Genomic DNA, 23,610 nt, shown 5'->3' with positions numbered 1-23,610 from the left:
AGACTTAAGCCAAAAATTCTAGTCTGAAGTGTGATGCTTTTTCCGTTTAGGTCGTCGTCGTGATTAGGGAATGGCTTTGTTGCGTAATTCCAATGGAAAGCGAAGATGTCTAAAATTGAATAATTATTAAACAACGCACTGAGTTTTGGGCATACCTAGCCCTGTAAGTTTGTTCAGCGCTTTGATCATTGCGTAAGTCTCGCCAACCTGAGCGTTGTAATTTCTTAGGCTTAGCTTTCCACCTAGCAACTGTTTCACTCGATGCATTGCTGTCTCTGATAGCGAGCGCTTATGATAGCCATACCGCCTTTTCCACTTCTTGTTCGAGCCTGACAACCTACCGCTAAATTGCGAGGATGTCCTTGTTCCCAGAAGGCTGCTCCTTCCCTTGGTGGGATGAGCGGAACCGCACGCTTGATCCGTATTGCATCATGGCAATGTCTTGTGTCATAAGCACCATCGCCTGATATTTCAATGATTTTACGACGTGTCTGCTTAAGTAGGTTGGGAAGAACTTCGGCATCGGTGACGTGAGATAAACTCAGTTCTGCTGCGACTATTTCGTGGGTGCTGGTATCTACTGCTAAATGTAGCTTACGCCAGACTCTGCGCTTCCCATCAGTACCATGCTTTTTGACCTTCCATTCACCTTCGCCATAAACCTTGAGGCCAGTAGCATCAATAGCCAGATGCTGTATCACGCCTCTGGTTTTGGTTTTAAATGAAACCTTAACTTCCTTAGTTCGACGGCTTATACAGGTGTAATGCGGACAAACAAGCGGTATGTTAGCCAGTTTAAATACGGAGTCTAGGAAACCTTGCAGCGCTCTCAATGGCATAGAGAAAATGCGTTTTACCATCAGTGCGGTAGTAATAGCTAGGTCACTGAATTGACGAGGCCTGCCTCGTTTGTCCTGTTTGCTTTGCTTCCATTCGGCTATCGTTTCCTCATCAATCCAAAAGGTCAGGGAACCACGGTTTATTAAGGCTTGATTGTATTGCTTCCAGTTGGTTGTTTTGTAACGAGGTCTTGGCATGAGGCTACATGAAGTTATGGGTGTAGCCGATCAGATCGTAACTTCCTGATTAAGTTCAATTGAATTACGCAACAAAGCCCTCACTACTAGCTCATTTACTGAGTCTGTTATCAAGATTTAAAACGTTGCATCTCAGCATATTCACGTAGATGCTTAAATGGATAAGGCGTTACGGTTGGTAGGCGATGCCTTAAGTGATAAACATCAAACAGGTTTTCTACCTCCTCAGGTAATGCGTCAAACGAATGTTTTATCACGTATAAATGGCTAAAAGTTTCGATTTTGCTTTGTGGACTGCCTTTACCACCAGCAAAGTACATCCCCAGCTCTCGGTTATAGAAGAAACCTAAAGATGCATTAAAGAATCCCTCACTTTGCCCTCTCATCGATGTTTTAAAAAAGAACCCTTGTTCACGCAACCAGTCATAAAATTTTTTCTCATCGCTGCTTTTGTATGCAATTGTCGAAAACTCATCAAACGGTAGAGGCGCAGTATCGTCCCACTCTGAAAGTATTGCTCTGAGTTTGTTTACGACGTTACTAGCTGGATGTTCTTCGATGAACTGAGTCACTAATGCAATTGGAACATCTTGCGAACGCCCTTCTTTCAATTCACGTAACCGCTCAGCGACAGCTTCAAACTCCGGCAGCATTTGAATACCGGTATCAATGAAAATGGCATAGTCCCCCGACTCCGGCCAATAAATAAAAGGGGAACGTTGGAATCCTTGAAATACTTGCCATCTATCATCCTGATTACCACTAACTTTCAGTTATGTGGATCGTCTATAATTAGAGTATCTGGATGGAGGATTGAGCATGGCAAAGAATCTCATTCAATTTCAAAAAGGTCTCTCAATACATAAATTTATGCGCCTATATGGCACGGAAGAACAATGTTATCAGCGGTTGTTTAACATACGGTGGCCAAATGGATATATCTGTCCTAACTGCCACTCTACGCATCATTGCCAACTCCAATCCCGCTCACTCTATCAATGCCACTCCTGCCATCAGCAGACGTCTATCACTTCCGGAACCCTGTTGGCAAATACAAAGCTTCCTTTAACGGTCTGGTTTCTTGCCATTTACTTACTCACTCAAGCCAAAAACGGCGTGTCGGCGCTCGAACTTTCGCGGCACCTTGGGATTTCTTATAACGCATCTTGGAGGCTTAAGCATAAACTGATGCAAGCCATGAAAGAAAATGATGATAAACAGCCGCTTGACTACATTATTCAGCTCGATGATGCGTATTGGGGCGGCAGAACAAAGGGACAGAAGCGAGGAAGAGGCTCACCAAAGAAAACACCGTTGGTCGCCGCGGTCGCCTTAAATGAAGATTACCATCCCGTTTATATGCGAATGAGTGTGGTGAAGCGCTTAGAGAAAGCGGAAATCACGAAGTGGGCCCGTAAGCATGTTGCGCCTAAAACCCTAGCGATATCAGACGGTTTGTCCTGTTTTGACGGGCTTGTGAAAGCCGATATTTATCATGAGGTTGAAACGAAAAGTACCGCAGAAGATTTAGAGGAGTTGCAAGACAAGTACTTTCATTGGGTAGATACCATGCTCAGTAACGTGAAGAACTCGCTACACGGGACTTATCATGCGCTGAGGAAGAAGCATTTACCCAGGTACTTGGCCGAATTTTGTTTTAGGTTTAATCATCGATACCGCTTAGAGAAAATGGTGAGAGCCTTGCTCAGAGCGGCTGTTGAGGCTCCTCCGATGCCAGACAGGTTGCTTAGACTAGCTGAAAGTCGATGGTAATCAGGTAAACGATTGCGCCCATACTAACAGTAGTTTGCAACAAATTAAGAACGACAATAACCTTTGCTAAAACCACCCAAAGCTTTCTTCCAGTATATTTATTAGCAGATCTCCATACAGCTACGCTCAAGAATAAATAGTAGATTGACAGAAGAATAACTCCCGCGATTGCTGCTTCCACCGTTGAGAGCTTAGTAACAAAGCTTGTTAATACCGCCCCCAAAATAATATAACCTGCCCAAAAAACATCGACTAAGCGATACTCTCCTGACATTAATTTAGAGACTGCTCCCTTATTAGACTCTTTCTTAATAACTTCCATTTAACTTTCCTCTTTCAACTTAATGCCCAATTAAGGTGTGAAGCACGCTACCACTATACTCAAACTAAACACCTTAAACACTAAACTTGACCCAAACCGAAAATGCCAAGCGTGCTGAATCACTCTTAAATTGTTTGTTATGTGCGTACTAAATAATGCAACGAACTTGGCAGTACAAGATCTATATTACCAAGCTCTGAAATTTTGTTTTCTAGTGACTTCACGATATCACTTTTAAATGCTGAGAACGTAGCAAGATCTTGCTCAAATTGCCTTACGCCTAATTCGCAGTAATCTGCTGGCAGTATAGCTTTCTTGTCAATAAAGCCATGTTCATAAACTTGATTGAACTCCAAACTATGCCCTGAGCCGAATATATGCTCTAATAGATGGCTATTCATTTGAACGAAGTAAGGTATCCAGACTACTTTATATCCAATACTAGAGTAATCATGATCTTTTTCTTTATCCGTTATGATTCGCTTAGCTTGGCAATAATGTGAGTCTCCATCAAACTCTACTATGAGCTTTCGTTCTTCAAAACGATAATCTGGACGTCTTCTTTTATTGCTTGATTCAGGTACAGATTTATCATGAACGATATCTTCATCTGGAAGCAAACAACTAAAAATTTCGCCCATTCTTTTTTCTGTCAAATATGTCATTTATCCTCCAAGCACATAACGCCGCGTTAAGGGGCAGCAACGCACTGCCACCAAACTTCAATTTACCACCGAAAACACAGATGCCAAGATTTGAGCCGAAGTCGCCACGCGTTGACTGTCCCTCTTGAACGCCTTGTTATGTTTTTAGTCCTTCATTGATTTATTTTTCGTTGCTTCAACAAGTTCAATAATCGCATTTCTAGTTTCAATTTGAGTTTTGACAATAGATAAAAAACCATTAATCAAACCGAGAAAAGCAATAGCGGATAAGATAGCTACGACACCTGTTAGCATCGTCATTAACCCCATATCTTGACTAAGTTCAAGATATTTATAACCAGTTACGACGGTGGAAATACCAAACAAACAGCCAGCAAAAAAAGCTAGTTGACTAATAAACTTCAATGCATTGTAGAACCTGATTACCACCGACTTTCAGCTAGTCTAAGCAACCTGTCTGGCATCGGAGGAGCCTCAACAGCCGCTCTGAGCAAAGCGCTCACCATTTTCTCTAAGCGGTATCGATGATTAAACCTAAAACAAAATTCGGCCAAGTACCTGGGTAAATGCTTCTTCCTCAGCGCATGATAAGTCCCGTGTAGCGAGTTCTTCACGTTACTGAGCATGGTATCTACCCAATGAAAGTACTTGTCTTGCAACTCCTCTAAATCTTCTGCGGTACTTTTCGTTTCAACCTCATGATAAATATCGGCTTTCACAAGCCCGTCAAAACAGGACAAACCGTCTGATATCGCTAGGGTTTTAGGCGCAACATGCTTACGGGCCCACTTCGTGATTTCCGCTTTCTCTAAGCGCTTCACCACACTCATTCGCATATAAACGGGATGGTAATCTTCATTTAAGGCGACCGCGGCGACCAACGGTGTTTTCTTTGGTGAGCCTCTTCCTCGCTTCTGTCCCTTTGTTCTGCCTCCCCAATACGCATCATCGAGCTGAATAATATAGTCAAGCGGCTGTTTATCATCATTTTCCTTCATGGCTTGCATCAGTTTGTGCTTAAGCCTCCAAGACGCGTTATAAGAAATCCCAAGGTGCCGCGAGAGTTCGAGCGCCGACACGCCGTTTTTGGCTTGAGTGAGTAAGTAAATGGCGAGAAACCAGACCGTTAAAGGAAGCTTTGTATTCGACAGCAGGGTTCCGGAAGTGATAGACGTCTGCTGATGGCAGGAGTGACATTGATAGAGTGCGCGGGGTTGGAGTTGGCAATGGTGTGTAGAGTGGCAGTTAGGACAAATATATCCATTTGGCCACCGTATGTTAAACAACCGCTGATAACATTGTTCTTCCGTACCATATAGGCGCATAAATTTAAATTTATGTATTGAGAGACCTTTTTGAAATTGAATGAGATTCTTTGCCATGCTCAATCCTCCATCCAGATACTCTAATTATAGACGCTCCACGTAACTGAAAGTTAGTGGTAATCAGGAAATTGTTTGTTAGTTTGAGTGCCAAAGTGACACAAAGATTGCTTATTGCACACTTTAAGACCATAATACCTATGTGACACTTTGACACAACAGGAGATATAATTATGGCTACTACTTTGCCTCGCATCACCGCTAGAGTTGATGTCGATACACAAGACTTACTTACTAAGGCTGCCGCGATCGCCGGCATGTCTAGCATCAACTCGTTTGTTCTAAGCGCTGCAATCGAAAAAGCTAAACAAGTCATCGAACGTGAACAGGCTTTAAAACTGAGCCAAGCTGATACTATGTTGCTGATGGAAGCTTTAGACCGCCCTGCTACAGAGAACTCAAAACTAAAAGCTGCTGCTGATCGATACGAGAGCAAAACTCAATGATGAATACGGTACTTCTAGATAAAGCTAAACACGATAGAAACCGATTCAACTGTGGTATCGAAGCTCTCAATAATTACTTAAAAGTAATGGCGAGTCAGCAAGCAAAAAAAGACAACACCAGAACGTTTGTTTTGGAAGATGATAACGACAACTCACATGTCATCGGCTTTTACACGCTAACAATGACACCAATTGACTTAAAGGCATTGCCCGATAAGTTACAAAAAAAACACCAATCATCCACCTCTGGTGGTCTGATTGCCCGCCTTGCTGTCGATGATCGATACAAAGGGAAAGGCTTTGGTGAGTGGCTGCTTATCGACGCACTCAGAAAGCTATTAGCTGCAAGTGATAGCGTTGCATTTCCAGTTGTTATCGTTGACGCCAAAGACGGTGCGAAACACTTCTATGAACGCTATGGTTTTCAAGCATTTGAAGACGCTGAAAATAAACTCTTCATCACCATTGCTGATGTGAGAGCAAGCTTAGGCTAGTTAACCGATAGCCTTTAGCAAACTAACGCCGCGTTAAGTGGTGAACAACGCCAACCACCAAACTTAAACCATTGTACCTTAAACACTAAATTCAACTTGAACTGAAATCGCCAAGCGTTGTGAATCCGCCTTAAACGCCTTGTTAGGCGAAGTTTTCCACCAGTGTTTAAGTTGTTTTGAAAGCAGTTTACCCGAAACCAAATAAGCAACCAAACACCTACTGACTTTTTGTAATTCAAGAACCACAAAACTCACTATGTTTCAGCCACAATTCCAACGACCACGAAATGCGAATTTGCAGCGACTAAGTAGTTTTTGAACCAGAGAAAGTAACAGCTACGAGCTAATAGCAGAAACGAAAGCATCGATTAACTTGCCCTTTCCACACTTTGAACCAGTTAAACTCACACCCAAGCGACTGTTAAAACCAATGAGGCAACCCGCGAACCTTGGCATGTTTTACGGCCAAAGAGATTCAAGAATTTTAGCCGACAATACCAAATCCTGATTACCACCGACTTTCAGCTAGTCTAAGCAACCTGTCTGGCATCGGAGGAGCCTCAACAGCCGCTCTGAGCAAAGCACTCACCATTTTCTCTAAGCGGTATCGATGATTAAACCTAAAACAAAATTCGGCCAAGTACCTGGGTAAATGCTTCTTCCTCAGCGCATGATAAGTCCCGTGTAGCGAGTTCTTCACGTTACTGAGCATGGTATCTACCCAATGAAAGTACTTGTCTTGCAACTCCTCTAAATCTTCGGCGGTACTTTTCGTTTCAACCTCATGATAAATATCGGCTTTCACAAGCCCGTCAAAACAGGACAAACCGTCTGATATCGCTAGGGTTTTAGGCGCAACATGCTTACGGGCCCACTTCGTGATTTCCGCTTTCTCTAAGCGCTTCACCACACTCATTCGCATATAAACGGGATGGTAATCTTCATTTAAGGCGACCGCGGCGACCAACGGTGTTTTCTTTGGTGAGCCTCTTCCTCGCTTCTGTCCCTTTGTTCTGCCGCCCCAATACGCATCATCGAGCTGAATAATATAGTCAAGCGGCTGTTTATCATCATTTTCCTTCATGGCTTGCATCAGTTTGTGCTTAAGCCTCCAAGACGCGTTATAAGAAATCCCAAGGTGCCGCGAGAGTTCGAGCGCCGACACGCCGTTTTTGGCTTGAGTGAGTAAGTAAATGGCGAGAAACCAGACCGTTAAAGGAAGCTTTGTATTCGACAGCAGGGTTCCGGAAGTGATAGACGTCTGCTGATGGCAGGAGTGACATTGATAGAGTGCGCGGGATTGGAGTTGGCAATGGTGCGTAGAGTGGCAGTTAGGACAAATATATCCATTTGGCCACCGTATGTTAAACAGCCGCTGATAACATTGTTCTTCCGTACCATACAGGCGCATAAATTCATGTACTGAGAGACCTTTTTGAAATTGAATGAGATTCTTTGCCATGCTCAATCCTCCATCCAGATACTCTAATTATAGACGCTCCACGTAACTGAAAGTTAGTGGTAATCAGGAAACCTTTTGGGCTTTGCACTAATGAAAGTTAGAGATATCCTCCTAGAGTCAGTCGCATAACAAAGCGTTTAAGGCGGACTCTCAACGCTTCGCATTTTTAGTTCAAATTGGGTTTAGTGTTTAGGGCGTAATTGTTAGGTTAGGCGGTCGCGTTGTTCGCCACTTAACGCGGCGTTATGTTCTTGGAGGTTTATGGAAAACTTCAAAATTAGCAGAATCCACACAAAATTAGGTATTTTCCGACTATCTGGAATCCTCAACAATGAAAGTGGTATTAAAAATATCAGCTATATTTCTGCTGAATATATGGGAACTGATGGCTGGTGCGAACTTAATTTACAGTCGGAGCATACTCAAAACTTACTGAGAGACATTCAAATTGAAGTGTTGCAGCACCTAGCTTGAGCAAGTCTGTTGCATCGTTCAGACCTAGTTATGTAAATATCAGTGGTTTCAAATAGCTACGAACATAACAAAGCGTTCAAGAGGGATTCTCAACGCTTGGCAATTTTAGTTCTAAGTTTAGCTTTTGTGTTTATGGCACAATAATTTAGGTTGGGTGGCTTGCGTTGTTCACCCCTTAACGCGGCGTTATGTTTACTTGTATTTCAGTGTCTTAAAGCATCTTCGGTCTATGTTCTTTGCCCCTTTGGCAGTTGGTCCGAGTTGTCTCAGCAAATCTGCATTGTCGGCTCAATTTCGTGAACTTCTCAGCCCGTAAAACATGCCAATATTCGTGGGTTGCTTCATTTGCAGATCGTGTCGGTTGGGTTCTTGTTTAGTTGGCTTAAAGTCGCTTTGGTTGGAAAGAGAGGGCGCTTGTTGAACGTTTATCGAGTTGCCTCATTGGGCAGGGAAGTGGCCTTATGCGCTCAAGGTTTGGCGCATCTGAAGGCCAAGTCGGCTCATACCGTGCGGTTTGCTTCAGAAAACTAGTTAGAAACAGCAGTTCTTTCTCAAGTAAATCATGTGTTTGTGGTAAAACATAACAAACAATTTAAGAGGGATTCCCAACGCTTGGCATTTTTGTTTCTACTTCAATTTTAGTGGTTACGGTACAATGCTTTAGGTTGGGTAGTAGCGTTGCTCACCCCTTAATTGGGCGTTATAGCTCAGTACAGATCTGCACCTCAAATGATAATAACTACGTTAATCACGTATAGTTTTGCTATCTGTACGTCACTTGCGTATACTTTGCGTATGAAAAGTGTATTTGTCGAATCAACCATATTTGAAAAGTACCGTAGTGAATACCTCAGTGATGAAGAGTTTAGACTTTTCCAAGCTGAGTTAATGTCTAACCCAAAACAGGGTGACGTCATTCAAGGTACAGGTGGTTTGCGAAAGATTCGAGTTGCAAGTAAAGGTAAGGGCAAGCGTGGTGGCTCTCGTGTTATCTATTACTTCCTCGATGAAAAGCGACGTTTCTACTTGCTGACAATTTATGGCAAGAACGAAATGTCCGATTTAACCGCAGACCAAAAGAAACAGTTAAAAGCTTTTATGGAGGCGTGGCGTAATGAGCAATCGTGATCTATTTGCAGAGTTAAGTTCAGCTCTTACCGAGGCTAAAGAGCACTCAGAGGGTAAGCTTACCCTTAAAACACATCAAGTTAACGACATCAGTGAGTTAAATATCTCACCCGATGAAATTGTGAGTATTCGTGAGCAGTTTAATATGTCGCGTGGTGTATTTGCTCGTTTGTTACATACCTCATCTCGCACACTAGAGAACTGGGAGCAAGGGCGTAGCGCACCAAATGGGCAAGCCGTAACCCTTTTAAAACTGGTTCAGCGTCATCCAGAAACTCTGTCGCACATCGCTGAGCTATAACAAAGCGTTCAAGAGGGACAGTCAACGCGTGGCGAGTTTGGCTCAAATTTTGGTGTCGGTGGTTACGGTGGTAAATTGAAGTTTGGTGGCAGCGCGTTGCTGCCCCTTAACGCGGCGTTAGCTTACTCTCTAAAAATCAGAATCTTATAGCAAGTGTCTAGCTCCGAACTAAACCGAAATATCGTGCTCTGGCAATGTTTTGTCTAGTACTCGTCTTGCTCCTATCTAAGCTATATCGGTTATCGGTTATCGGTTTGATATTAAGGCGGTGCAAATTCAAGCATCGCCTCGCTAGGTGTAAGTGACAAAGTCGTCGTGTGAAATCAAGCAATTCAAATGTCAGCTTTTGTGTGTGAAGTTCCGTGAGTCTCCACGCTCGGCGGTTTTGGTTTAGTTCAAGGTAATTCAAAGCTCAAACCTGTAAATTCGGCTCAGTTGTCTGTCTTAAGCTCCTACTTCATAGTGTAGTAGGTCAGTTTTTTGATATACAATGGCTTGCATTAAATAAGCTAACAAGGCGTTCAAGAGGGACAGTCAACGCGTGGCGAGTTTGGCTCAAATCTTGGAATAGGTGTTTACGGCGGCAAATTGAAGTTTAGTGGCAGTGCGTTGCTGCCCCTTAACGCGGCGTTATATGTACCTCAGGGAATTTGATACCGAGTAGAAATATGGAAAAATCAATTACTTTAAATCTTACTTTCGAATTAATCCATCAGAATGCCGAGAGAATAATGGAAATTTATTCTGGATTGGATGGATGGTTATCGGATTCCCAATATCCTGCCTGGTATGGGCAATACGGAGACGAGAACTATATTGTTGTTTCTAGTGAGCCTAGTGGTCTTGTTGTAACTGGCAATGTTGGCAATCAACTTTGGTTAGGCTGGGTTACCGTTTTATGTTCTAAATTGACTTTGGCTGTAGGTCAGCCAATCCATGATGCAGAGATGTAAAGTACATATAACAAAGCATTCAAGAGGGACAGTCAACGCGTGGCGAGTTTGGTCTAAATCTTGGTATTTGTGTTTACGGTGGTAAATTTAAGTTTGGTGGCGGCGCGTTGCTGCCCCTTAATGCGGCGTTATGTCGCTTCCATTACTTATAGTTTTCAGGTAATAGAGCGTGACCATCTTTTTCAGCTAGATAGACGAGTGCATCAATCACTCGGACTGGCGTTAAAAGGTTCTCTTCATTACAGCTATCTAATTCAAATGAAAGGTAAATACGGTCGAATTTAACTTTAAGAAATAAGTTGCCCTGAGGAGCTCTGTCTTGGGTTAAAGCGAAGACGCCGACCCCGATAAAGTGAGAACTGTTCAGGTTGTTAGTAGCGTAGATATCGCACTTTAACTTGTGGGCAAGCGTTAAAAAATCGAGAAGTAGGTTAACTTGCTCGTCTGAAACGTTATCTAGTGCTTTTATATGCGGTTCTTTACAGAAACGTTCTAAATAGCTAATCATTTCGTCGATATCGTTGTTAAATAGCATCGTTGGTCGCTCGTGTTGTAAGGCCGGCGATTGTACTTTAGAACAGCAACATAACAAAGCGTTCAAGAGGGACAGTCAACGCGTGGCGAGTTTGGCTCAAGTTTTGGCATCGGTGTTTACGGTGGTAAATTGAAGTTTGGTGGTAGCGCGTTGCTGCCCCTTAACGCGGCGTTAAGCTTCTTTAACCAGATCATAGCATTGAAAATGCCGCCTAATAACACCATATAAATTAATGTCTTAATCCAATAATACAGTAGGGGCTATATGACAATTTCATCAACAACTAGCACTATTAATCGACTGGCACGTGAGCAAGCAAACCTACAACATAAAGTTAGCCTTGAAAGTAAAAAAGAAGCTGATCTTAAAACTAAAATTTCACAAATTGAGCGAGGGATAAATAAAAATACTTCGGTTTCTATGCTGAAAAGTAAAATGGCTGATATAGCTCGAAAAGAGTCTGACATTTCCAAAGCTCAAGCAAAAAAAGCTGAGTTTTTCAAAAAGCTTTCAGACGTTGAGGGTAAACTATTAAAAGCCCGTCAAGAGCTTAGCAAAAAGCAGGAACAAGAAGTTAAGAAACAGCAGCAAGCTCAAGAGCGTGAGCAAAAACGACTATTAGAATCAGAAAAGAGGATTCAACGAGATCAAATTGCTCATCAGAAAAAACTACAAGAAGAAATTGCTCGTACGTTAGAGCTGGCTGCTCAAGCTGAACATGTGCAATCAAATGGCAACGAGGTTAGTATCTCAGAAGTTGAATATGATTTATTTATCTCTCATGCATCTGAAGATAAAGAGGAATTTGTTCGGCCTCTTGCAGAAACGTTAGAGCATATGGGAGTTAAAGTTTGGTACGACGAATTTACGTTAAAAGTAGGGGATAGCCTGCGTAAAAGCATAGACAAAGGTTTGGTTAATTCAAAGTATGGAACGGTGATCATTTCATCTGCATTTTGCAAAAAGAACTGGACGCAGTATGAACTGGATTCAATGGTGGCTCGTGAAATGAATGGCCATAAAATGATTCTACCGATCTGGCATAAAGTAACAAAAGATGACGTCTTGAATTTCAGCCCTAGTCTCGCAGACAAAGTTGCCTTAAATACGTCCATAAGCAGTATTGAAGATATTGCTAATGATTTGCGAGAAGTAGTCATGGGAACAGAAGCTTAACAAACGCTTTAAGACGGATTCGCAACGCTCGGCGGTTTTAGTTTGATTTAGCTTTTGTGTTTACGGTGCAATAATTGAGTATTGTGGTAGCGTTGCTCACCACTTAAGCGGGCGTTATACGAATGCGTGCAGACGCAAGTATCAGGCTGAGCTTCAAGTAAGCTAACTTAAATAAGTATCTGATCCTCAATCCAAAGTAAATATTTCTAGGTTCTGGAGCATGTGGTGCTAAAAGATAGGGGCCAATAATTATGTGGACACGCCAAATTATATCCTGATTACCACTAACTTTCAGTTACGTGGAGCGTCTATAATTAGAGTATCTGGATGGAGGATTGAGCATGGCAAAGAATCTCATTCAATTTCAAAAAGGTCTCTCAGTACATGAATTTATGCGCCTGTATGGTACGGAAGAACAATGTTATCAGCGGCTGTTTAACATACGGTGGCCAAATGGATATATTTGTCCTAACTGCCACTCTACGCACCATTGCCAACTCCAATCCCGCGCACTCTATCAATGTCACTCCTGCCATCAGCAGACGTCTATCACTTCCGGAACCCTGCTGTCGAATACAAAGCTTCCTTTAACGGTCTGGTTTCTCGCCATTTACTTACTCACTCAAGCCAAAAACGGCGTGTCGGCGCTCGAACTCTCGCGGCACCTTGGGATTTCTTATAACGCGTCTTGGAGGCTTAAGCACAAACTGATGCAAGCCATGAAGGAAAATGATGATAAACAGCCGCTTGACTATATTATTCAGCTCGATGATGCGTATTGGGGCGGCAGAACAAAGGGACAGAAGCGAGGAAGAGGCTCACCAAAGAAAACACCGTTGGTCGCCGCGGTCGCCTTAAATGAAGATTACCATCCCGTTTATATGCGAATGAGTGTGGTGAAGCGCTTAGAGAAAGCGGAAATCACGAAGTGGGCCCGTAAGCATGTTGCGCCTAAAACCCTAGCGATATCAGACGGTTTGTCCTGTTTTGACGGGCTTGTGAAAGCCGATATTTATCATGAGGTTGAAACGAAAAGTACCGCCGAAGATTTAGAGGAGTTGCAAGACAAGTACTTTCATTGGGTAGATACCATGCTCAGTAACGTGAAGAACTCGCTACACGGGACTTATCATGCGCTGAGGAAGAAGCATTTACCCAGGTACTTGGCCGAATTTTGTTTTAGGTTTAATCATCGATACCGCTTAGAGAAAATGGTGAGTGCTTTGCTCAGAGCGGCTGTTGAGGCTCCTCCGATGCCAGACAGGTTGCTTAGACTAGCTGAAAGTCGGTGGTAATCAGGTTTATCTTTGCTAGGCGGAGCATACTTCAACTCAATGTAATCACCATTTAAAGACAACTCATAGAATTTATCTACAAGTGAGAACGCCAAATAGTAAAAACAGGAAAACAGAAAAATGGTGAATATCGCATTTTTCGCTACTGTATATTTTTGAGTTATCACCAAATATATAAAAGATAGCGCACAGAGAGTTGCTCCAAAAGTAAGAATCAAATTGTAGTACGCTAAAGGTACATCTTCCGAAACAGATATAATTGTCAAATGTACCTCCCTGAAAGCTAACGCCCTGCTAAGGGGTGAGCAACGCAATACCGAAGCCGCCGCAAACCACCTTAATCACTAAAATCAACGCATAGTAAAAATGCCACGCGTTGTGAATCCCTCTTGAGCAGTTTGTTAGTCGCGAGGCACCGAGCGACAATTTTAAGCCGAACTAAACTTTGCGAACAACAAACTTTATGTGCTTTGATGCACTTAAGTCAGGCGTAGTCTCAAAGCGGCTAGTCAATGAAACCACTTGGAACAAACAACGCCGCAGAAAACGGACTGACAACACCAAAAAGCGCTTTTGGAAAGCCAATCTCACAGTGCGGACTTTCAACAAAGTCACTGAAACCACGTGGAACTTACAACACCAGAGAAAACGTCATTTCAGCGAGTAAATCGGCTTTTGTACCCAACAAACTCACCGATCGGAGTTGCAACCAAAAAACAGACTATCGATTGCCCTGCTCTGTCAGCACCAATGGACAAAACAACCGCTAGGACACTTACAAAACTTTGGACTTGAAACAGTTGAAACTGAGTTTTGAGCATCGCCGACACACCTGCGTATCAAACGATCATCAGCCAAATTTTAAGCTTAGAAACGTGATTTTGACTGCTAGCTTTTTCTGGCGACTAACGCCGCATTAAGGGGCAGCAACGCGCTACCACTAAACTTCAATTTAACACCGTAAACACAGATGCCAAGATTTAAACCAAACTCGCCACGCGTTGGCTGTCCCTCTTGAATGCTTTGTTAGTTGCCAGACCTAACACCTTCATTTGAAGCTTGTTACCGCTTTGACAACTCTAGATTTACGTGTTTTAGAAAACTCAAATCAGGCGCAGTTTCAAAGCAACTGTCACTGAAACCACTTGGAACATACAACGCCGTAGAAAACGGACTAACAACACCAAAAAGCCCTTTTGGACTGATAATTTAACCGAGCTGACTTTCAACAAGCTAATCAGCGTCTGAAACAGAAAATCCAATCGCACAAGAAACCAAAGTTCGATTTTCACAAACCCAAATGGCTAGAAATTGAAATACGAAAAACCAGCCAAAAACACACGGGCATTAGCCCTAAACATTCTGCTTTAAGTATGTTTTTCCTCGTTGGCAACTAACGCCCAATTAAGGTGTGAGCAACGCTACCACGAAACTTAACCAGACCACCTTAAACACAAAACCCAACGATGGAATGAAAAATGCCATGCGTTGGGAATCACTCTTAAATTGTTTGTTATGTGTTTGGTTACGTAAGAGCCCTAATCACCGCTTGAGGGTCTTTCGCAAGTACATTTAGTAGCACTAATGCTGGGCCTCTTGGAGTTCTGTCTCCACGCTCCCAGTGACGCAATGTGCCAAGGCTAATACCAAAAGTAGATGCAAATTCAGCTTGTGTCATTGCAACATTATTACGCACAGCTTTTACGTCAACAGGGGCAAACTTATGGACAGTAGCCCCTTTAGTTTCACCCTCGGCAAATTCAATGGCTTCCATTAGACCTTGCTGGATACTTTCAAATGCATTAGTCATGATTGCCTCCTGTAACTATCTGCAAGTATTTTGGTTAGTTTACTAAGAACATTACATTCAGCTTTAGATAGGTTTGCTTTCTCATTTTTACCAAAGAGAGAAAGCATAAACAGTGGTATTTCTTCGCTGTGGTAGTAATAAATAACTCTCACACCACCACTTTTACCACCGCCCTCTTTTGCCCATCTTAGCTTACGAACTCCACCTGTACCTTGCATTAGCACACCTGCTTTAGGGTGCTCAGCTAAGTAGCTGATGATTTGTTTGTTCTCGTCTTCAGAAAGGAGTTTCTCAACTCGTTTCTTATATTAGGGTAATTCAACGATTGTATGCATAGCTGAAGTGTAATCCAATGGATTACTTTTGGCAAATTATTGATTAACACACATAACGCCGCGTTAAGTGGTGAACAACGCAACCACTTAACTTAAACCATTGTGCCGTAAACACTTAAGCTGATACAAACCAAAAATGCCAAGCGTTGTGAATCCGTCTTAAACGCTTTGTTATGCTACTGTTTCATGCAAACCTTGATGCGAGCTTTTTGTACACGGCATCTTTGTCACGCTTTCCAATAGCTAACACATACACGACAATTTCGTCATCAATGACTTCATAAGCCAAGCGATAGCCTGCTGTGCGCAGTTTGATCTTATAAACAGAGTCATAGCCACGAAGCTTGGAAGATGGGACATGCGGATTTTCGAGACGTTCTTTAAGTTTCTTTTTAAACTGGCTTTGGATTGGTGGAGCTAGTTTGCTCCACTCTTTCTTTGCAGCAGGCAGAAATTTAAGTCTATAAGTCATCGATATCAACTTCCACAGCTTCAGACAGTTCACCGCGACGGCTTTCAACTAGCTTGGCAAGCTCATAGTCATCTAGCATATCCATTAGAAACTCGTAAGTTTCCGCAGGAACAAGATAAGCAGCAGGCTTATTGTGGTTTAAAATAGCAATAGCAGAACCATCGGCTTCATTTAGCAAAGCGGTTGGGTTTTTCTTAAGTTCAGAAATACTTGCTGAACAATCAGCCAAAACTTGTCTCATAAGAACACCAATTAAGCATTTAAATCAGTGCTAATTTTAGCTCTCTTTTTAAGTCATAGCTAGAGGTTTATGTAAGTAGCATAACGCCGCATTAAGGGGTGAACAACGCCACCACCCAACCTAAGCTATTGTGCCGTAAACACTTAAGCCAATTCAAACCAAAACTGCCAAGCGTTGTGAATCCCTCTTAAATGCTTTGTTATGTGCGTACTAAAGTTGTGCGTACAATCTCAGCATGTCTTTGTGTTGAATACCATTTTCATAGATTGGCTCTGGATAATTCAGCAAAAAGTGATCTTTGACGATTGAGTCAACCCGAAAGCCAAGACGCTGATAATAAGTCAGTTGATAGCCAAAGGTGCCTGTACCCAGTTCAACACGAGAGATTCCCTTATTTGATAGCTGAGACAGAACTGACTTAAGCAATTCAGAACCAACACCTTGACCTTGTAACTTTGGATATACAGAGACATTGAATATCTCAGCCAGCCTATTGGTTTGTGGCTTCACTATGCAAGCAGCTAAAACACGCCCATTATCTAGTGCAGCAAAGCACCATGAATCGGATAAATATGAAGAAATACTCGCTTCAGAAGGATCAGCTTCAAGCAGCAAATCTAGCGGAATCTGGCTACTTTTGACTTCGATATATTGCATTTTTCCTCCAAGCACATAAAGCCGCGTTAAGGGGCAGCAACGCGTTACCACTAAACTTCAAATTACCACCGTAAACACAAATACCAAAACTTGAGACAAAATCGCCACGCGTTGACTGTCCCTCTTGAACGCCTTGTTAGCCGTTTAGACGCCAACGATTGAAAAATGATGACTTGCAATATTAAAGCCTTCGCGCAAGTAGAACTTATGTGCAGGGAAACGCTGGACACCAGAATCTAGATGGATTTGCTCACAACCTATTTCTAACGCATATGATTTAAACCAATTGATGAGAAAACTACCTACACCTCGTGAGCGAAATTGAGAGTTCGTCACCAAGTCTTCGATGTAGATATGCTTACCCCACGATAGCTTTTCACCAACACTGAAACCAGCAACAGCAAGTACACCTTCTGATGATTTAACGTAAACGACTTTATAGCCATTTAATTGCTGCTTCTCAACTTGGGTAGTCAAAGAGTCTAAATCGTAGTTTGGGCGAAGTTGCAATAACACTTCCATTGCTAAAGCATAATCAGAGTTTTTCTCTAAAAATTGGACTTCCATGTTTTCTCCATTTTGACGGCTAACGCCGCGTTAAGTGGTGAACAACGCTAACCACCAAACTTAAACTATTGTACCTTAAACACTAAATTCAACTTAAACCAAAACCGCAAAGCGTTGTGAGTCCGCCTTAAACGCTTTGTTAGGCGATGTTTCCCACCAATGTTTAAGTGGTTTCGAAAGCAGATTACCTGAAACCCTATTACCAACCAAATACACACAGACTTTTTGTGATTCAAAAACCACAAATATCACTATGTTTCAGCCAAGATTCAAACGAGCACGAAATGCAGACCTCTAGCAACAAAGAAGGTTTTGAACCCGAGAAACCCAAAGCTGCAAACTAACAGCAAATTCGAAAGCTTCAGTTGACTTGCCCTTGCCACGCTTTGAGCCAGTTAAACTCGCCACTAACCGTCTCCAAAAACCAATGAGGCAACCCACGAACATTGGCATGTTTTACGGCTGGAGAGGTTCAAGAATTCGAGCCGACAATGTTGAATTGCCGACTTAGTAAAACGAATACTTAAAGAAAACTAAGAAGATGAGAACAAGAAACTTTCCTGCCCGTCGCCTAACGCCTTGCTAAGGTGTGAGCAACGCAATACCTTAGCCTCCGCATAATACCTTAAACACATAAGCCGACGCATAGTAAAAATGCCTCGCGTTGCGAATCACTCTTAAGCAACTTGTTATACCGCTTTGTTGAGGCTAAAATGACCAACATAAAGACCACTTAAGAGACCGATTATATGACCGCTAGAATTTTAGCCGATGTTGCTGCAAGCATTACCGAGTTGAAAGCTAACCCTATGAAAGTTGCAACTAGTGCTTATGGCGAACCTGTTGCTGTATTAAACCGAAATGAGCCCGCATTTTATTGTGTACCTGCCGAGGCGTACGAAATGATGATGGACAAACTCGAAGATCTTGAACTACTAGCTATCGCTAAGGAGCGTGAATCTGAAGAGAGCATTTCGGTAAATATTGATGACCTATAAACTCGACTTTAAAAAGAGCGCACTCAAAGAGTGGAAAAAGCTTGGCTCTACTCTGCAACAACAATTTAAGAAAAAGCTGATAGAACGCTTAGATAACCCACATGTTCCGGCTTCAAAGCTTTCTGGAGCTGACAACATGTATAAAATTAAGTTGCGTCAATCTGGCTACCGTCTCGTCTACAAAGTTGAAGACGATGTCATCATTGTAACCGTCTTAGCAGTCGGAAAACGCGAACGTAGCGATGTTTACCGTAAAGCCATGAAAAGGTTAGATGATTGATTGCGGTATAACGCCGCATTAAGGGGCAGCAACGCGCCACCACCAAACTTCAATTTAACACCGTAAACACATGTGCCAAGATTTAAACCAAACCCGCCACGCGTTGACTGTCCCTCTTAAATGCTTTGTTAGTTGCCAGACCCAAGGCTTTGATTTGGAGTTTATTACCGCTTTTCCAACACTAGCTTTACGTGTTTTGGAACACTCAAATCAGGCGTAGTGTCAAAGCGCCTGTCACTGAAACCACTTGGAACATACAACGCGGTAGAAAACGGGCTAACAACACCAAAAAGCTCTTTTGGACAGATAATTTAACCGAACTGACTTTCAACACCCAAATAAGCTTACGAAACAGAAAACCCAATCACACAAGAAACCAATTTTCGATTTTCACAAATCCAAATAGTTAGAAATTGAAATACAAAAACCTAGCCAAACACACGAAAATTAGCCCTAAACATTCTGCTTTAGGTACGTTTTTCCTCGTTGGCAACTAACGCCGCGTTAAATAGTGAGCAACGCTGCCACAAAGCTAAACCATTGTGCCGTAAACACGAAAGCTGATTAAAACCCAAAATGCCACGCGTTGCGAATCTGCCTTAAACGCTTTGTTAGCTGCACAATGCGCACTGAATTTTTTGTTTATTTTCAGTGATATATTCTATGTCATCTAGATAGGCTTGAAGATGACCTTGCTCTATATTTTCAGTAAAGGATTCATTGCCATTTTCAGCTTCACTACGCATGAAGGATACTAAAGCCTGTAATCGCTGAACCATAGCATCAGCTAATTGCTCTCTTTCTAAATAAGTTGCACCGTAACTATCACAGAACAACTTGGCTCTAGCCACCTGCTCTGAAGTTGTGCCTAGCTTATCATTGCTGTCAGTTTTGAAAGGAGACCAACAATAAACCGAATATGCTAAATCCCATATTCTTGGTGCTGGGTGCGCCGTGTCGAAGTCAAACACACCAACAACTGTATTTTCTAATAGAGCAACATTGTATGGGGTAAAGTCACCATGACAGATAACCTCGAATGGTTCTCTCGGCTCTAACATCCATCGGTGTGCATTAACATCAATTTGCTCCAAGAGTGAAACTGTTGAGTCATGTATTTTACGTAATAATTTACCCGCAGACATGAGTGCATCATTTGTTGCGATTGCGCCAACTAACGGATAATTGTAGGTATTACCTGCGACAAAACTTAAGATCTCTTGGTTTTGCTTAACACCTAGAAACTTTGGGATTTCATCTACCTTTGCTCGCTCAAGATGCTTCAAAATAAGATGAATTGTAGAACTCCATGACTGAAGAGGTCGATAGACGACTTCACCATCTCGATATATTGCAGACTCTCTTCCGCCTGATAATTCTTCCACGATACCTCCCTGTTCAACTAACGCCCAATTAAGGCGTGAGCAACGCCACCACTTAACTTAACCGATTGCACCGTAAACACTAAAGTTGATTTGAACTAAAAATGCCATGCGTTGCGAATCGCTCTTGAATTGTTTGTTATGAGGCAACTTGAAGCGACAAAGAAAGGAAGTTTTCATCGCTTTCAGTCACCTGATAGCCAAGGGATTTGTAAAACCTTACCGCAGGCTCGTTTCTAGTAAAACTTGATAAGGTTACGTAGCTACGCCCTTGCTCACGCGCCATTTCGTGAATCATGCTCATGACCCTTTCACCCAGTTTCTGATTTTGAAATTCAGGAAACACAATGAGTAAATGTACATGAAGTGCATTGTCGTAAGGCTTGAAGCATAGCATGCCAACTTGCGTGTTATTGAGGTAAACCCAGTGAAACCAAAGCGGCTCATAATCATTTTCCTGATTACCACCGACTTTCAGCTAGTCTAAGCAACCTGTCTGGCATCGGAGGAGCCTCAACAGCCGCTCTGAGCAAAGCACTCACCATTTTCTCTAAGCGGTATCGATGATTAAACCTAAAACAAAATTCGGCCAAGTACCTGGGTAAATGCTTCTTCCTCAGCGCATGATAAGTCCCGTGTAGCGAGTTCTTCACGTTACTGAGCATGGTATCTACCCAATGAAAGTACTTGTCTTGCAACTCCTCTAAATCTTCGGCGGTACTTTTCGTTTCAACCTCATGATAAATATCGGCTTTCACAAGCCCGTCAAAACAGGACAAACCGTCTGATATCGCTAGGGTTTTAGGCGCAACATGCTTACGGGCCCACTTCGTGATTTCCGCTTTCTCTAAGCGCTTCACCACACTCATTCGCATATAAACGGGATGGTAATCTTCATTTAAGGCGACCGCGGCGACCAACGGTGTTTTCTTTGGTGAGCCTCTTCCTCGCTTCTGTCCCTTTGTTCTGCCGCCCCAATACGCATCATCGAGCTGAATAATATAGTCAAGCGGCTGTTTATCATCATTTTCCTTCATGGCTTGCATCAGTTTGTGCTTAAGCCTCCAAGACGCGTTATAAGAAATCCCAAGGTGCCGCGAGAGTTCGAGCGCCGACACGCCGTTTTTGGCTTGAGTGAGTAAGTAAATGGCGAGAAACCAGACCGTTAAAGGAAGCTTTGTATTCGACAGCAGGGTTCCGGAAGTGATAGACGTCTGCTGATGGCAGGAGTGACATTGATAGAGTGCGCGGGATTGGAGTTGGCAATGGTGCGTAGAGTGGCAGTTAGGACAAATATATCCATTTGGCCACCGTATGTTAAACAGCCGCTGATAACATTGTTCTTCCGTACCATACAGGCGCATAAATTCATGTACTGAGAGACCTTTTTGAAATTGAATGAGATTCTTTGCCATGCTCAATCCTCCATCCAGATACTCTAATTATAGACGCTCCACGTAACTGAAAGTTAGTGGTAATCAGGATTAATTTAGACACCTTAATGAAAACCACTCATAAATTTAAAGAAAAACAACGATTAAATATTTAACTGGAGGCATGTTACATAACGCCGCGTTAAGTGGTGAACAACGCGACCACCCCACCTAAACCATTGTACCGTAAACACTTAAGCTGAATTAGACCGAAAATGCCAAGCGTTGTGAATCCGTCTTAAACGCTTTGTTATAAGCGTGGCTTGAGCATATGCACGAACTGTTCATCTTGCTTTGTTACCTCAAAGCCAAACCTTTTATATAGTTGCCCTACTCGATTACCTTGCAAATAACAGAGCTGAATTGACAGTGATTTTTCGTTAGCAAGTTGAATTACAGTTTTCAAAACTTGGCTACCAATACCTTTACCTTGGCAGGCTGGCAATAAGAAAAAGCGACCAAAATATAAGTGCTCGGGATGGACCTGAACTAGGTAACTACCAACAGGTGCCCCTTCAATTTCTATTATGGTTGGCTTCGCTTCATTCCACTCATTGCGATGAATTTCTTTTTGTACGTTTTCATCCCAACCAAAAACGGCTTTTACTGGTTCGTATTCGGCAACCTTCTTTAGCTCAAATAGGAACTCGTAGTCTTCATCTATGGCTTCACGAACTTCAAACACTTTTATCTCCAAATTCAACAGTATCTTGAAAGCTTATAACGCCGCGTTAAGTGGTGAGCAACGCTACCACTGCACTTAAAGCATTGTACCGTAAACACTAAATTTGAAGTAGAAGCAAAAATGCCGAGCGTTGGGAATCCGTCTTAAACGCTTTGTTATGGCGAAGCTCACGTTTAGCGATTTAGTTCCGTCCAACTTGAGAATAAGCCAAGATCTGTATATTGATGCTCAAAAGCACGCTTGTAACGCACACCAACATACTTTGCCTTACCTACCAAATTTAAACCCACCAAAAACTGTTTAGCAGATGACTTCCTTTCGAATACCGGAATGCCTAAAGCTTCAAACTCCTTTAGGGTATCCGAGTCAACCAATATATTACCATCATGATCATAATGTACATGTTCAAGACGAACAGTCTTAAACTCGACACTTTCTAATGAAAGACTTGGTTCAAATGCATAGAGCGCCTGATTTTTAGTTGCTGTATTTGCTAATACAAATGCCATTTTTATCTCCTAAGCCATAACGCCGCGTTAAGGGGCAGCAACGCGCAACCACCAAGCTTAGATTTACCGCCGAAAACACAGACGCAAAAGTTTGAGCCAAACTCGCCAAGCGTTGACTGTCCCTCTTAAACGCCTTGTTAGAACGACCGGTTTATATAGATTATTTACTTTGAGTGCAGCTCAAACTACTGGTAAAACAGACACCACCTTTTGCATTACATTTCTCTAACGCTTTTCCTTTAGCCTCTGCTTCTGTTAACCCAGTTCCATAAACTCCACCGGCTTTAATATCATCTAGGTAGCAGCCCCAACTATTTCGTTGATTGCCAGGTAAAGCGTTATCGTCTATCGAATGGGATAGCTTAACAATCATAAGCTCTAACTTTTGTATTTCTTTCCTAAGCATTCGCACTTCATTCTTAAGTGCAGATAGCTCTTCTTTGTTGCTGATTTCTTTTGCGTAAACATTGCCCACTGACAATAATGTAATGATTACTAAAACAAGATTTTTCATAATTATTCCCTATAGTAGAAAACGCGAAGTGTTCTAACGCCCTGTTAAGGGGTGAGCAACGCTAACCACCTTACTCAAGCATTTACACCGTAAACACTTTTACCAAATTTAGCATCAAACCGCCAAGCGTTGGGAATCCCTCTTGAACAGTTTGTTAGTTGCCAGACCCAAGGCTTTGAATTGAGGTTTATTACCGCTTTGCCAACACTGTTTTTGCGTATTTTGGAAAACTCAAATCAGGCGCAGTTTCAAAGCGCCTGTCACTGAAACCACTTGGAATTTAC

Annotated in this window: 28 protein-coding genes and 3 pseudogenes; 11 read left to right on the top strand and 20 right to left on the bottom strand. The window is 42.4% G+C overall.

The genetic code is table 11. From position 1 onward, the window contains the following. Nucleotides 1-126: 126 nt before the first annotated feature. Nucleotides 127-1,037, bottom strand: a pseudogene (locus NP165_RS18320) (IS5 family transposase). A gap of 110 nt (nucleotides 1,038-1,147) precedes the next feature. Next, nucleotides 1,148-1,789: pseudogene (locus NP165_RS18315) on the bottom strand (hypothetical protein); the annotation flags it as partial. 67 nt (nucleotides 1,790-1,856) lie between these two features. Between NP165_RS18315 and NP165_RS18310 the strand changes: the two are divergent. Then, nucleotides 1,857-2,810, top strand: coding sequence for an IS1595 family transposase (locus NP165_RS18310; RefSeq protein ID WP_257085901.1), 954 nt, complete (start codon nucleotides 1,857-1,859; stop codon nucleotides 2,808-2,810). Here NP165_RS18310 and NP165_RS18305 read toward each other — a convergent pair. The 4 genes from NP165_RS18305 to NP165_RS18285 form a co-directional block, all read right to left on the bottom strand. Continuing rightward, a complete protein-coding gene (locus tag NP165_RS18305) occupies nucleotides 2,785-3,132 on the bottom strand; it encodes a hypothetical protein (protein WP_257085900.1) in 348 nt (115 codons plus the stop codon). The two genes, NP165_RS18310 and NP165_RS18305, sit on opposite strands and share 26 nt — an antisense overlap. A 137-nt stretch (nucleotides 3,133-3,269) precedes the next feature. Continuing rightward, nucleotides 3,270-3,797 carry a PDDEXK family nuclease gene (locus NP165_RS18295; RefSeq protein ID WP_257085899.1) on the bottom strand — a complete coding sequence of 176 codons (528 nt, stop codon included), beginning with the start codon at nucleotides 3,795-3,797 and terminating at the stop codon, nucleotides 3,270-3,272. A gap of 144 nt (nucleotides 3,798-3,941) precedes the next feature. Next, nucleotides 3,942-4,202, bottom strand: coding sequence for a hypothetical protein (locus NP165_RS18290; RefSeq protein ID WP_257085898.1), 261 nt, complete (start codon nucleotides 4,200-4,202; stop codon nucleotides 3,942-3,944). Nucleotides 4,203-4,219: 17 nt separating this feature from the next. Beyond that, on the bottom strand, nucleotides 4,220-5,179 hold the full coding sequence (locus NP165_RS18285) for an IS1595 family transposase (RefSeq protein ID WP_257085897.1): 960 nt from the start codon (nucleotides 5,177-5,179) through the stop codon (nucleotides 4,220-4,222). 173 nt (nucleotides 5,180-5,352) lie between these two features. Between NP165_RS18285 and NP165_RS18280 the strand changes: the two genes are divergently transcribed. Beyond that, on the top strand, nucleotides 5,353-5,625 hold the full coding sequence (locus NP165_RS18280; RefSeq protein WP_257085896.1) for a type II toxin-antitoxin system TacA family antitoxin: 273 nt from the start codon (nucleotides 5,353-5,355) through the stop codon (nucleotides 5,623-5,625). Then, nucleotides 5,622-6,119: a GNAT family N-acetyltransferase gene (locus NP165_RS18275; protein ID WP_011080392.1), complete on the top strand. Its 498-nt coding sequence runs from the start codon at nucleotides 5,622-5,624 to the stop codon at nucleotides 6,117-6,119. The genes NP165_RS18280 and NP165_RS18275 overlap by 4 nt, the downstream gene beginning before the upstream one ends. Before the next feature lie 508 nt (nucleotides 6,120-6,627). Here the strand turns inward: NP165_RS18275 and NP165_RS18270 are convergent. After that, complete coding sequence (locus NP165_RS18270; RefSeq protein ID WP_257085860.1) at nucleotides 6,628-7,581, bottom strand: IS1595 family transposase; 954 nt, start codon at nucleotides 7,579-7,581, stop codon at nucleotides 6,628-6,630. A 261-nt stretch (nucleotides 7,582-7,842) separates the two neighbouring features. Between NP165_RS18270 and NP165_RS18265 the strand changes: the two genes are divergently transcribed. From NP165_RS18265 to NP165_RS18250, 4 genes are all read left to right on the top strand, one after another. Continuing rightward, nucleotides 7,843-8,055: a hypothetical protein gene (locus NP165_RS18265; protein ID WP_025553613.1), complete on the top strand. Its 213-nt coding sequence runs from the start codon at nucleotides 7,843-7,845 to the stop codon at nucleotides 8,053-8,055. Between the two features lie 795 nt (nucleotides 8,056-8,850). After that, nucleotides 8,851-9,183, top strand: a complete 333-nt coding sequence (locus tag NP165_RS18260; RefSeq protein ID WP_140139435.1) for a type II toxin-antitoxin system RelE/ParE family toxin — start codon at nucleotides 8,851-8,853, stop codon at nucleotides 9,181-9,183. After that, nucleotides 9,170-9,484 (top strand): helix-turn-helix domain-containing protein, encoded by a 315-nt coding sequence (locus NP165_RS18255; RefSeq protein ID WP_140139434.1) that lies wholly within the window; start codon nucleotides 9,170-9,172, stop codon nucleotides 9,482-9,484. Before NP165_RS18260 ends, NP165_RS18255 begins: the two co-directional genes overlap by 14 nt. A 668-nt stretch (nucleotides 9,485-10,152) precedes the next feature. Beyond that, on the top strand, nucleotides 10,153-10,437 hold the full coding sequence (locus tag NP165_RS18250; protein WP_257085885.1) for a hypothetical protein: 285 nt from the start codon (nucleotides 10,153-10,155) through the stop codon (nucleotides 10,435-10,437). Between the two features lie 142 nt (nucleotides 10,438-10,579). Here the strand turns inward: NP165_RS18250 and NP165_RS18245 are convergent, their stop codons facing one another. After that, on the bottom strand, nucleotides 10,580-10,972 hold the full coding sequence (locus NP165_RS18245) for a hypothetical protein (RefSeq protein ID WP_257085886.1): 393 nt from the start codon (nucleotides 10,970-10,972) through the stop codon (nucleotides 10,580-10,582). 264 nt (nucleotides 10,973-11,236) lie between these two features. Between NP165_RS18245 and NP165_RS18240 the strand changes: the two genes are divergently transcribed. Further along, a complete protein-coding gene (locus tag NP165_RS18240) occupies nucleotides 11,237-12,148 on the top strand; it encodes a toll/interleukin-1 receptor domain-containing protein (RefSeq protein ID WP_248419187.1) in 912 nt (303 codons plus the stop codon). Between the two features lie 341 nt (nucleotides 12,149-12,489). Next, nucleotides 12,490-13,443 carry an IS1595 family transposase gene (locus NP165_RS18235; RefSeq protein ID WP_257085860.1) on the top strand — a complete coding sequence of 318 codons (954 nt, stop codon included), beginning with the start codon at nucleotides 12,490-12,492 and terminating at the stop codon, nucleotides 13,441-13,443. Nucleotides 13,444-14,968: 1,525 nt separating this feature from the next. Here NP165_RS18235 and nadS read toward each other — a convergent pair. From nadS to NP165_RS18200, 6 genes are all read right to left on the bottom strand, one after another. Further along, entirely contained in the window at nucleotides 14,969-15,253 is a 285-nt protein-coding gene (nadS, locus tag NP165_RS18225; RefSeq protein WP_069502211.1) for a NadS family protein, read from the bottom strand. After that, nucleotides 15,250-15,471, bottom strand: coding sequence for a type II toxin-antitoxin system RelE/ParE family toxin (locus tag NP165_RS18220; RefSeq protein ID WP_197942595.1), 222 nt, complete (start codon nucleotides 15,469-15,471; stop codon nucleotides 15,250-15,252). The genes nadS and NP165_RS18220 overlap by 4 nt, the downstream gene beginning before the upstream one ends. A gap of 301 nt (nucleotides 15,472-15,772) precedes the next feature. Continuing rightward, entirely contained in the window at nucleotides 15,773-16,060 is a 288-nt protein-coding gene (locus tag NP165_RS18215) for a type II toxin-antitoxin system RelE family toxin (protein WP_257085870.1), read from the bottom strand. Next, entirely contained in the window at nucleotides 16,050-16,301 is a 252-nt protein-coding gene (locus NP165_RS18210; RefSeq protein WP_017038856.1) for a type II toxin-antitoxin system Phd/YefM family antitoxin, read from the bottom strand. Before NP165_RS18210 ends, NP165_RS18215 begins: the two co-directional genes overlap by 11 nt. 210 nt (nucleotides 16,302-16,511) lie before the next feature. Then, entirely contained in the window at nucleotides 16,512-16,958 is a 447-nt protein-coding gene (locus NP165_RS18205; protein ID WP_053316779.1) for a GNAT family N-acetyltransferase, read from the bottom strand. Nucleotides 16,959-17,102: 144 nt separating this feature from the next. After that, nucleotides 17,103-17,525, bottom strand: coding sequence for a GNAT family N-acetyltransferase (locus NP165_RS18200; protein WP_193297996.1), 423 nt, complete (start codon nucleotides 17,523-17,525; stop codon nucleotides 17,103-17,105). A 749-nt stretch (nucleotides 17,526-18,274) separates the two neighbouring features. Here NP165_RS18200 and NP165_RS18190 point away from each other — a divergent pair. Together NP165_RS18190 and NP165_RS18185 are read left to right on the top strand one after the other, a co-directional pair. Further along, entirely contained in the window at nucleotides 18,275-18,523 is a 249-nt protein-coding gene (locus tag NP165_RS18190) for a type II toxin-antitoxin system Phd/YefM family antitoxin (RefSeq protein ID WP_040528287.1), read from the top strand. Then, nucleotides 18,513-18,803, top strand: coding sequence for a type II toxin-antitoxin system RelE family toxin (locus tag NP165_RS18185; RefSeq protein WP_005377002.1), 291 nt, complete (start codon nucleotides 18,513-18,515; stop codon nucleotides 18,801-18,803). The genes NP165_RS18190 and NP165_RS18185 overlap by 11 nt, the downstream gene beginning before the upstream one ends. A gap of 611 nt (nucleotides 18,804-19,414) precedes the next feature. Here the strand turns inward: NP165_RS18185 and NP165_RS18180 are convergent. The 6 genes and pseudogenes from NP165_RS18180 to NP165_RS18155 form a co-directional block, all read right to left on the bottom strand. Next, entirely contained in the window at nucleotides 19,415-20,188 is a 774-nt protein-coding gene (locus tag NP165_RS18180; RefSeq protein ID WP_257085895.1) for an aminoglycoside phosphotransferase family protein, read from the bottom strand. Between the two features lie 136 nt (nucleotides 20,189-20,324). Continuing rightward, nucleotides 20,325-20,642, bottom strand: a pseudogene (locus NP165_RS18175) (GNAT family N-acetyltransferase); the annotation flags it as partial. Between the two features lie 4 nt (nucleotides 20,643-20,646). Then, nucleotides 20,647-21,600: an IS1595 family transposase gene (locus NP165_RS18170; protein ID WP_257085860.1), complete on the bottom strand. Its 954-nt coding sequence runs from the start codon at nucleotides 21,598-21,600 to the stop codon at nucleotides 20,647-20,649. 268 nt (nucleotides 21,601-21,868) lie between these two features. After that, a complete protein-coding gene (locus NP165_RS18165) occupies nucleotides 21,869-22,303 on the bottom strand; it encodes a GNAT family N-acetyltransferase (RefSeq protein WP_257085894.1) in 435 nt (144 codons plus the stop codon). A gap of 173 nt (nucleotides 22,304-22,476) precedes the next feature. Further along, on the bottom strand, nucleotides 22,477-22,812 hold the full coding sequence (locus NP165_RS18160) for a hypothetical protein (RefSeq protein WP_023585733.1): 336 nt from the start codon (nucleotides 22,810-22,812) through the stop codon (nucleotides 22,477-22,479). A 160-nt stretch (nucleotides 22,813-22,972) separates the two neighbouring features. Further along, on the bottom strand, nucleotides 22,973-23,326 hold the full coding sequence (locus NP165_RS18155) for a hypothetical protein (protein WP_257085893.1): 354 nt from the start codon (nucleotides 23,324-23,326) through the stop codon (nucleotides 22,973-22,975). Nucleotides 23,327-23,610 lie beyond the last annotated feature (284 nt).

The sequence above is a fragment of the Vibrio japonicus genome (assembly GCF_024582835.1).
Taxonomy (GTDB): domain Bacteria; phylum Pseudomonadota; class Gammaproteobacteria; order Enterobacterales; family Vibrionaceae; genus Vibrio; species Vibrio japonicus.
The sequence above is the reverse complement of the archived record's forward strand: the minus strand, read 5'-3'. Positions and strand labels throughout refer to the sequence as shown.

Excerpts from the sequence above, each read along its gene's own strand:
- NP165_RS18240 (WP_248419187.1), top strand. The coding sequence starts at position 11,237 with ATGACAATTTCATCAACAACTAGCACTATTAATCGACTGGCACGTGAG.
- nadS (WP_069502211.1), bottom strand. The coding sequence starts at position 15,253 with ATGACTAATGCATTTGAAAGTATCCAGCAAGGTCTAATGGAAGCCATT.
- NP165_RS18270 (WP_257085860.1), bottom strand. The coding sequence starts at position 7,581 with ATGGCAAAGAATCTCATTCAATTTCAAAAAGGTCTCTCAGTACATGAA.
- NP165_RS18205 (WP_053316779.1), bottom strand. The coding sequence starts at position 16,958 with ATGCAATATATCGAAGTCAAAAGTAGCCAGATTCCGCTAGATTTGCTG.
- NP165_RS18235 (WP_257085860.1), top strand. The coding sequence starts at position 12,490 with ATGGCAAAGAATCTCATTCAATTTCAAAAAGGTCTCTCAGTACATGAA.
- NP165_RS18215 (WP_257085870.1), bottom strand. The coding sequence starts at position 16,060 with ATGACTTATAGACTTAAATTTCTGCCTGCTGCAAAGAAAGAGTGGAGC.
- NP165_RS18200 (WP_193297996.1), bottom strand. The coding sequence starts at position 17,525 with ATGGAAGTCCAATTTTTAGAGAAAAACTCTGATTATGCTTTAGCAATG.
- NP165_RS18280 (WP_257085896.1), top strand. The coding sequence starts at position 5,353 with ATGGCTACTACTTTGCCTCGCATCACCGCTAGAGTTGATGTCGATACA.
- NP165_RS18285 (WP_257085897.1), bottom strand. The coding sequence starts at position 5,179 with ATGGCAAAGAATCTCATTCAATTTCAAAAAGGTCTCTCAATACATAAA.
- NP165_RS18210 (WP_017038856.1), bottom strand. The coding sequence starts at position 16,301 with ATGAGACAAGTTTTGGCTGATTGTTCAGCAAGTATTTCTGAACTTAAG.
- NP165_RS18185 (WP_005377002.1), top strand. The coding sequence starts at position 18,513 with ATGACCTATAAACTCGACTTTAAAAAGAGCGCACTCAAAGAGTGGAAA.
- NP165_RS18295 (WP_257085899.1), bottom strand. The coding sequence starts at position 3,797 with ATGACATATTTGACAGAAAAAAGAATGGGCGAAATTTTTAGTTGTTTG.
- NP165_RS18310 (WP_257085901.1), top strand. The coding sequence starts at position 1,857 with ATGGCAAAGAATCTCATTCAATTTCAAAAAGGTCTCTCAATACATAAA.
- NP165_RS18260 (WP_140139435.1), top strand. The coding sequence starts at position 8,851 with ATGAAAAGTGTATTTGTCGAATCAACCATATTTGAAAAGTACCGTAGT.
- NP165_RS18265 (WP_025553613.1), top strand. The coding sequence starts at position 7,843 with ATGGAAAACTTCAAAATTAGCAGAATCCACACAAAATTAGGTATTTTC.
- NP165_RS18220 (WP_197942595.1), bottom strand. The coding sequence starts at position 15,471 with ATGCAAGGTACAGGTGGAGTTCGTAAGCTAAGATGGGCAAAAGAGGGC.
- NP165_RS18190 (WP_040528287.1), top strand. The coding sequence starts at position 18,275 with ATGACCGCTAGAATTTTAGCCGATGTTGCTGCAAGCATTACCGAGTTG.
- NP165_RS18160 (WP_023585733.1), bottom strand. The coding sequence starts at position 22,812 with ATGGCATTTGTATTAGCAAATACAGCAACTAAAAATCAGGCGCTCTAT.
- NP165_RS18170 (WP_257085860.1), bottom strand. The coding sequence starts at position 21,600 with ATGGCAAAGAATCTCATTCAATTTCAAAAAGGTCTCTCAGTACATGAA.
- NP165_RS18255 (WP_140139434.1), top strand. The coding sequence starts at position 9,170 with ATGAGCAATCGTGATCTATTTGCAGAGTTAAGTTCAGCTCTTACCGAG.
- NP165_RS18275 (WP_011080392.1), top strand. The coding sequence starts at position 5,622 with ATGATGAATACGGTACTTCTAGATAAAGCTAAACACGATAGAAACCGA.
- NP165_RS18305 (WP_257085900.1), bottom strand. The coding sequence starts at position 3,132 with ATGGAAGTTATTAAGAAAGAGTCTAATAAGGGAGCAGTCTCTAAATTA.
- NP165_RS18155 (WP_257085893.1), bottom strand. The coding sequence starts at position 23,326 with ATGAAAAATCTTGTTTTAGTAATCATTACATTATTGTCAGTGGGCAAT.
- NP165_RS18250 (WP_257085885.1), top strand. The coding sequence starts at position 10,153 with ATGGAAAAATCAATTACTTTAAATCTTACTTTCGAATTAATCCATCAG.
- NP165_RS18245 (WP_257085886.1), bottom strand. The coding sequence starts at position 10,972 with ATGCTATTTAACAACGATATCGACGAAATGATTAGCTATTTAGAACGT.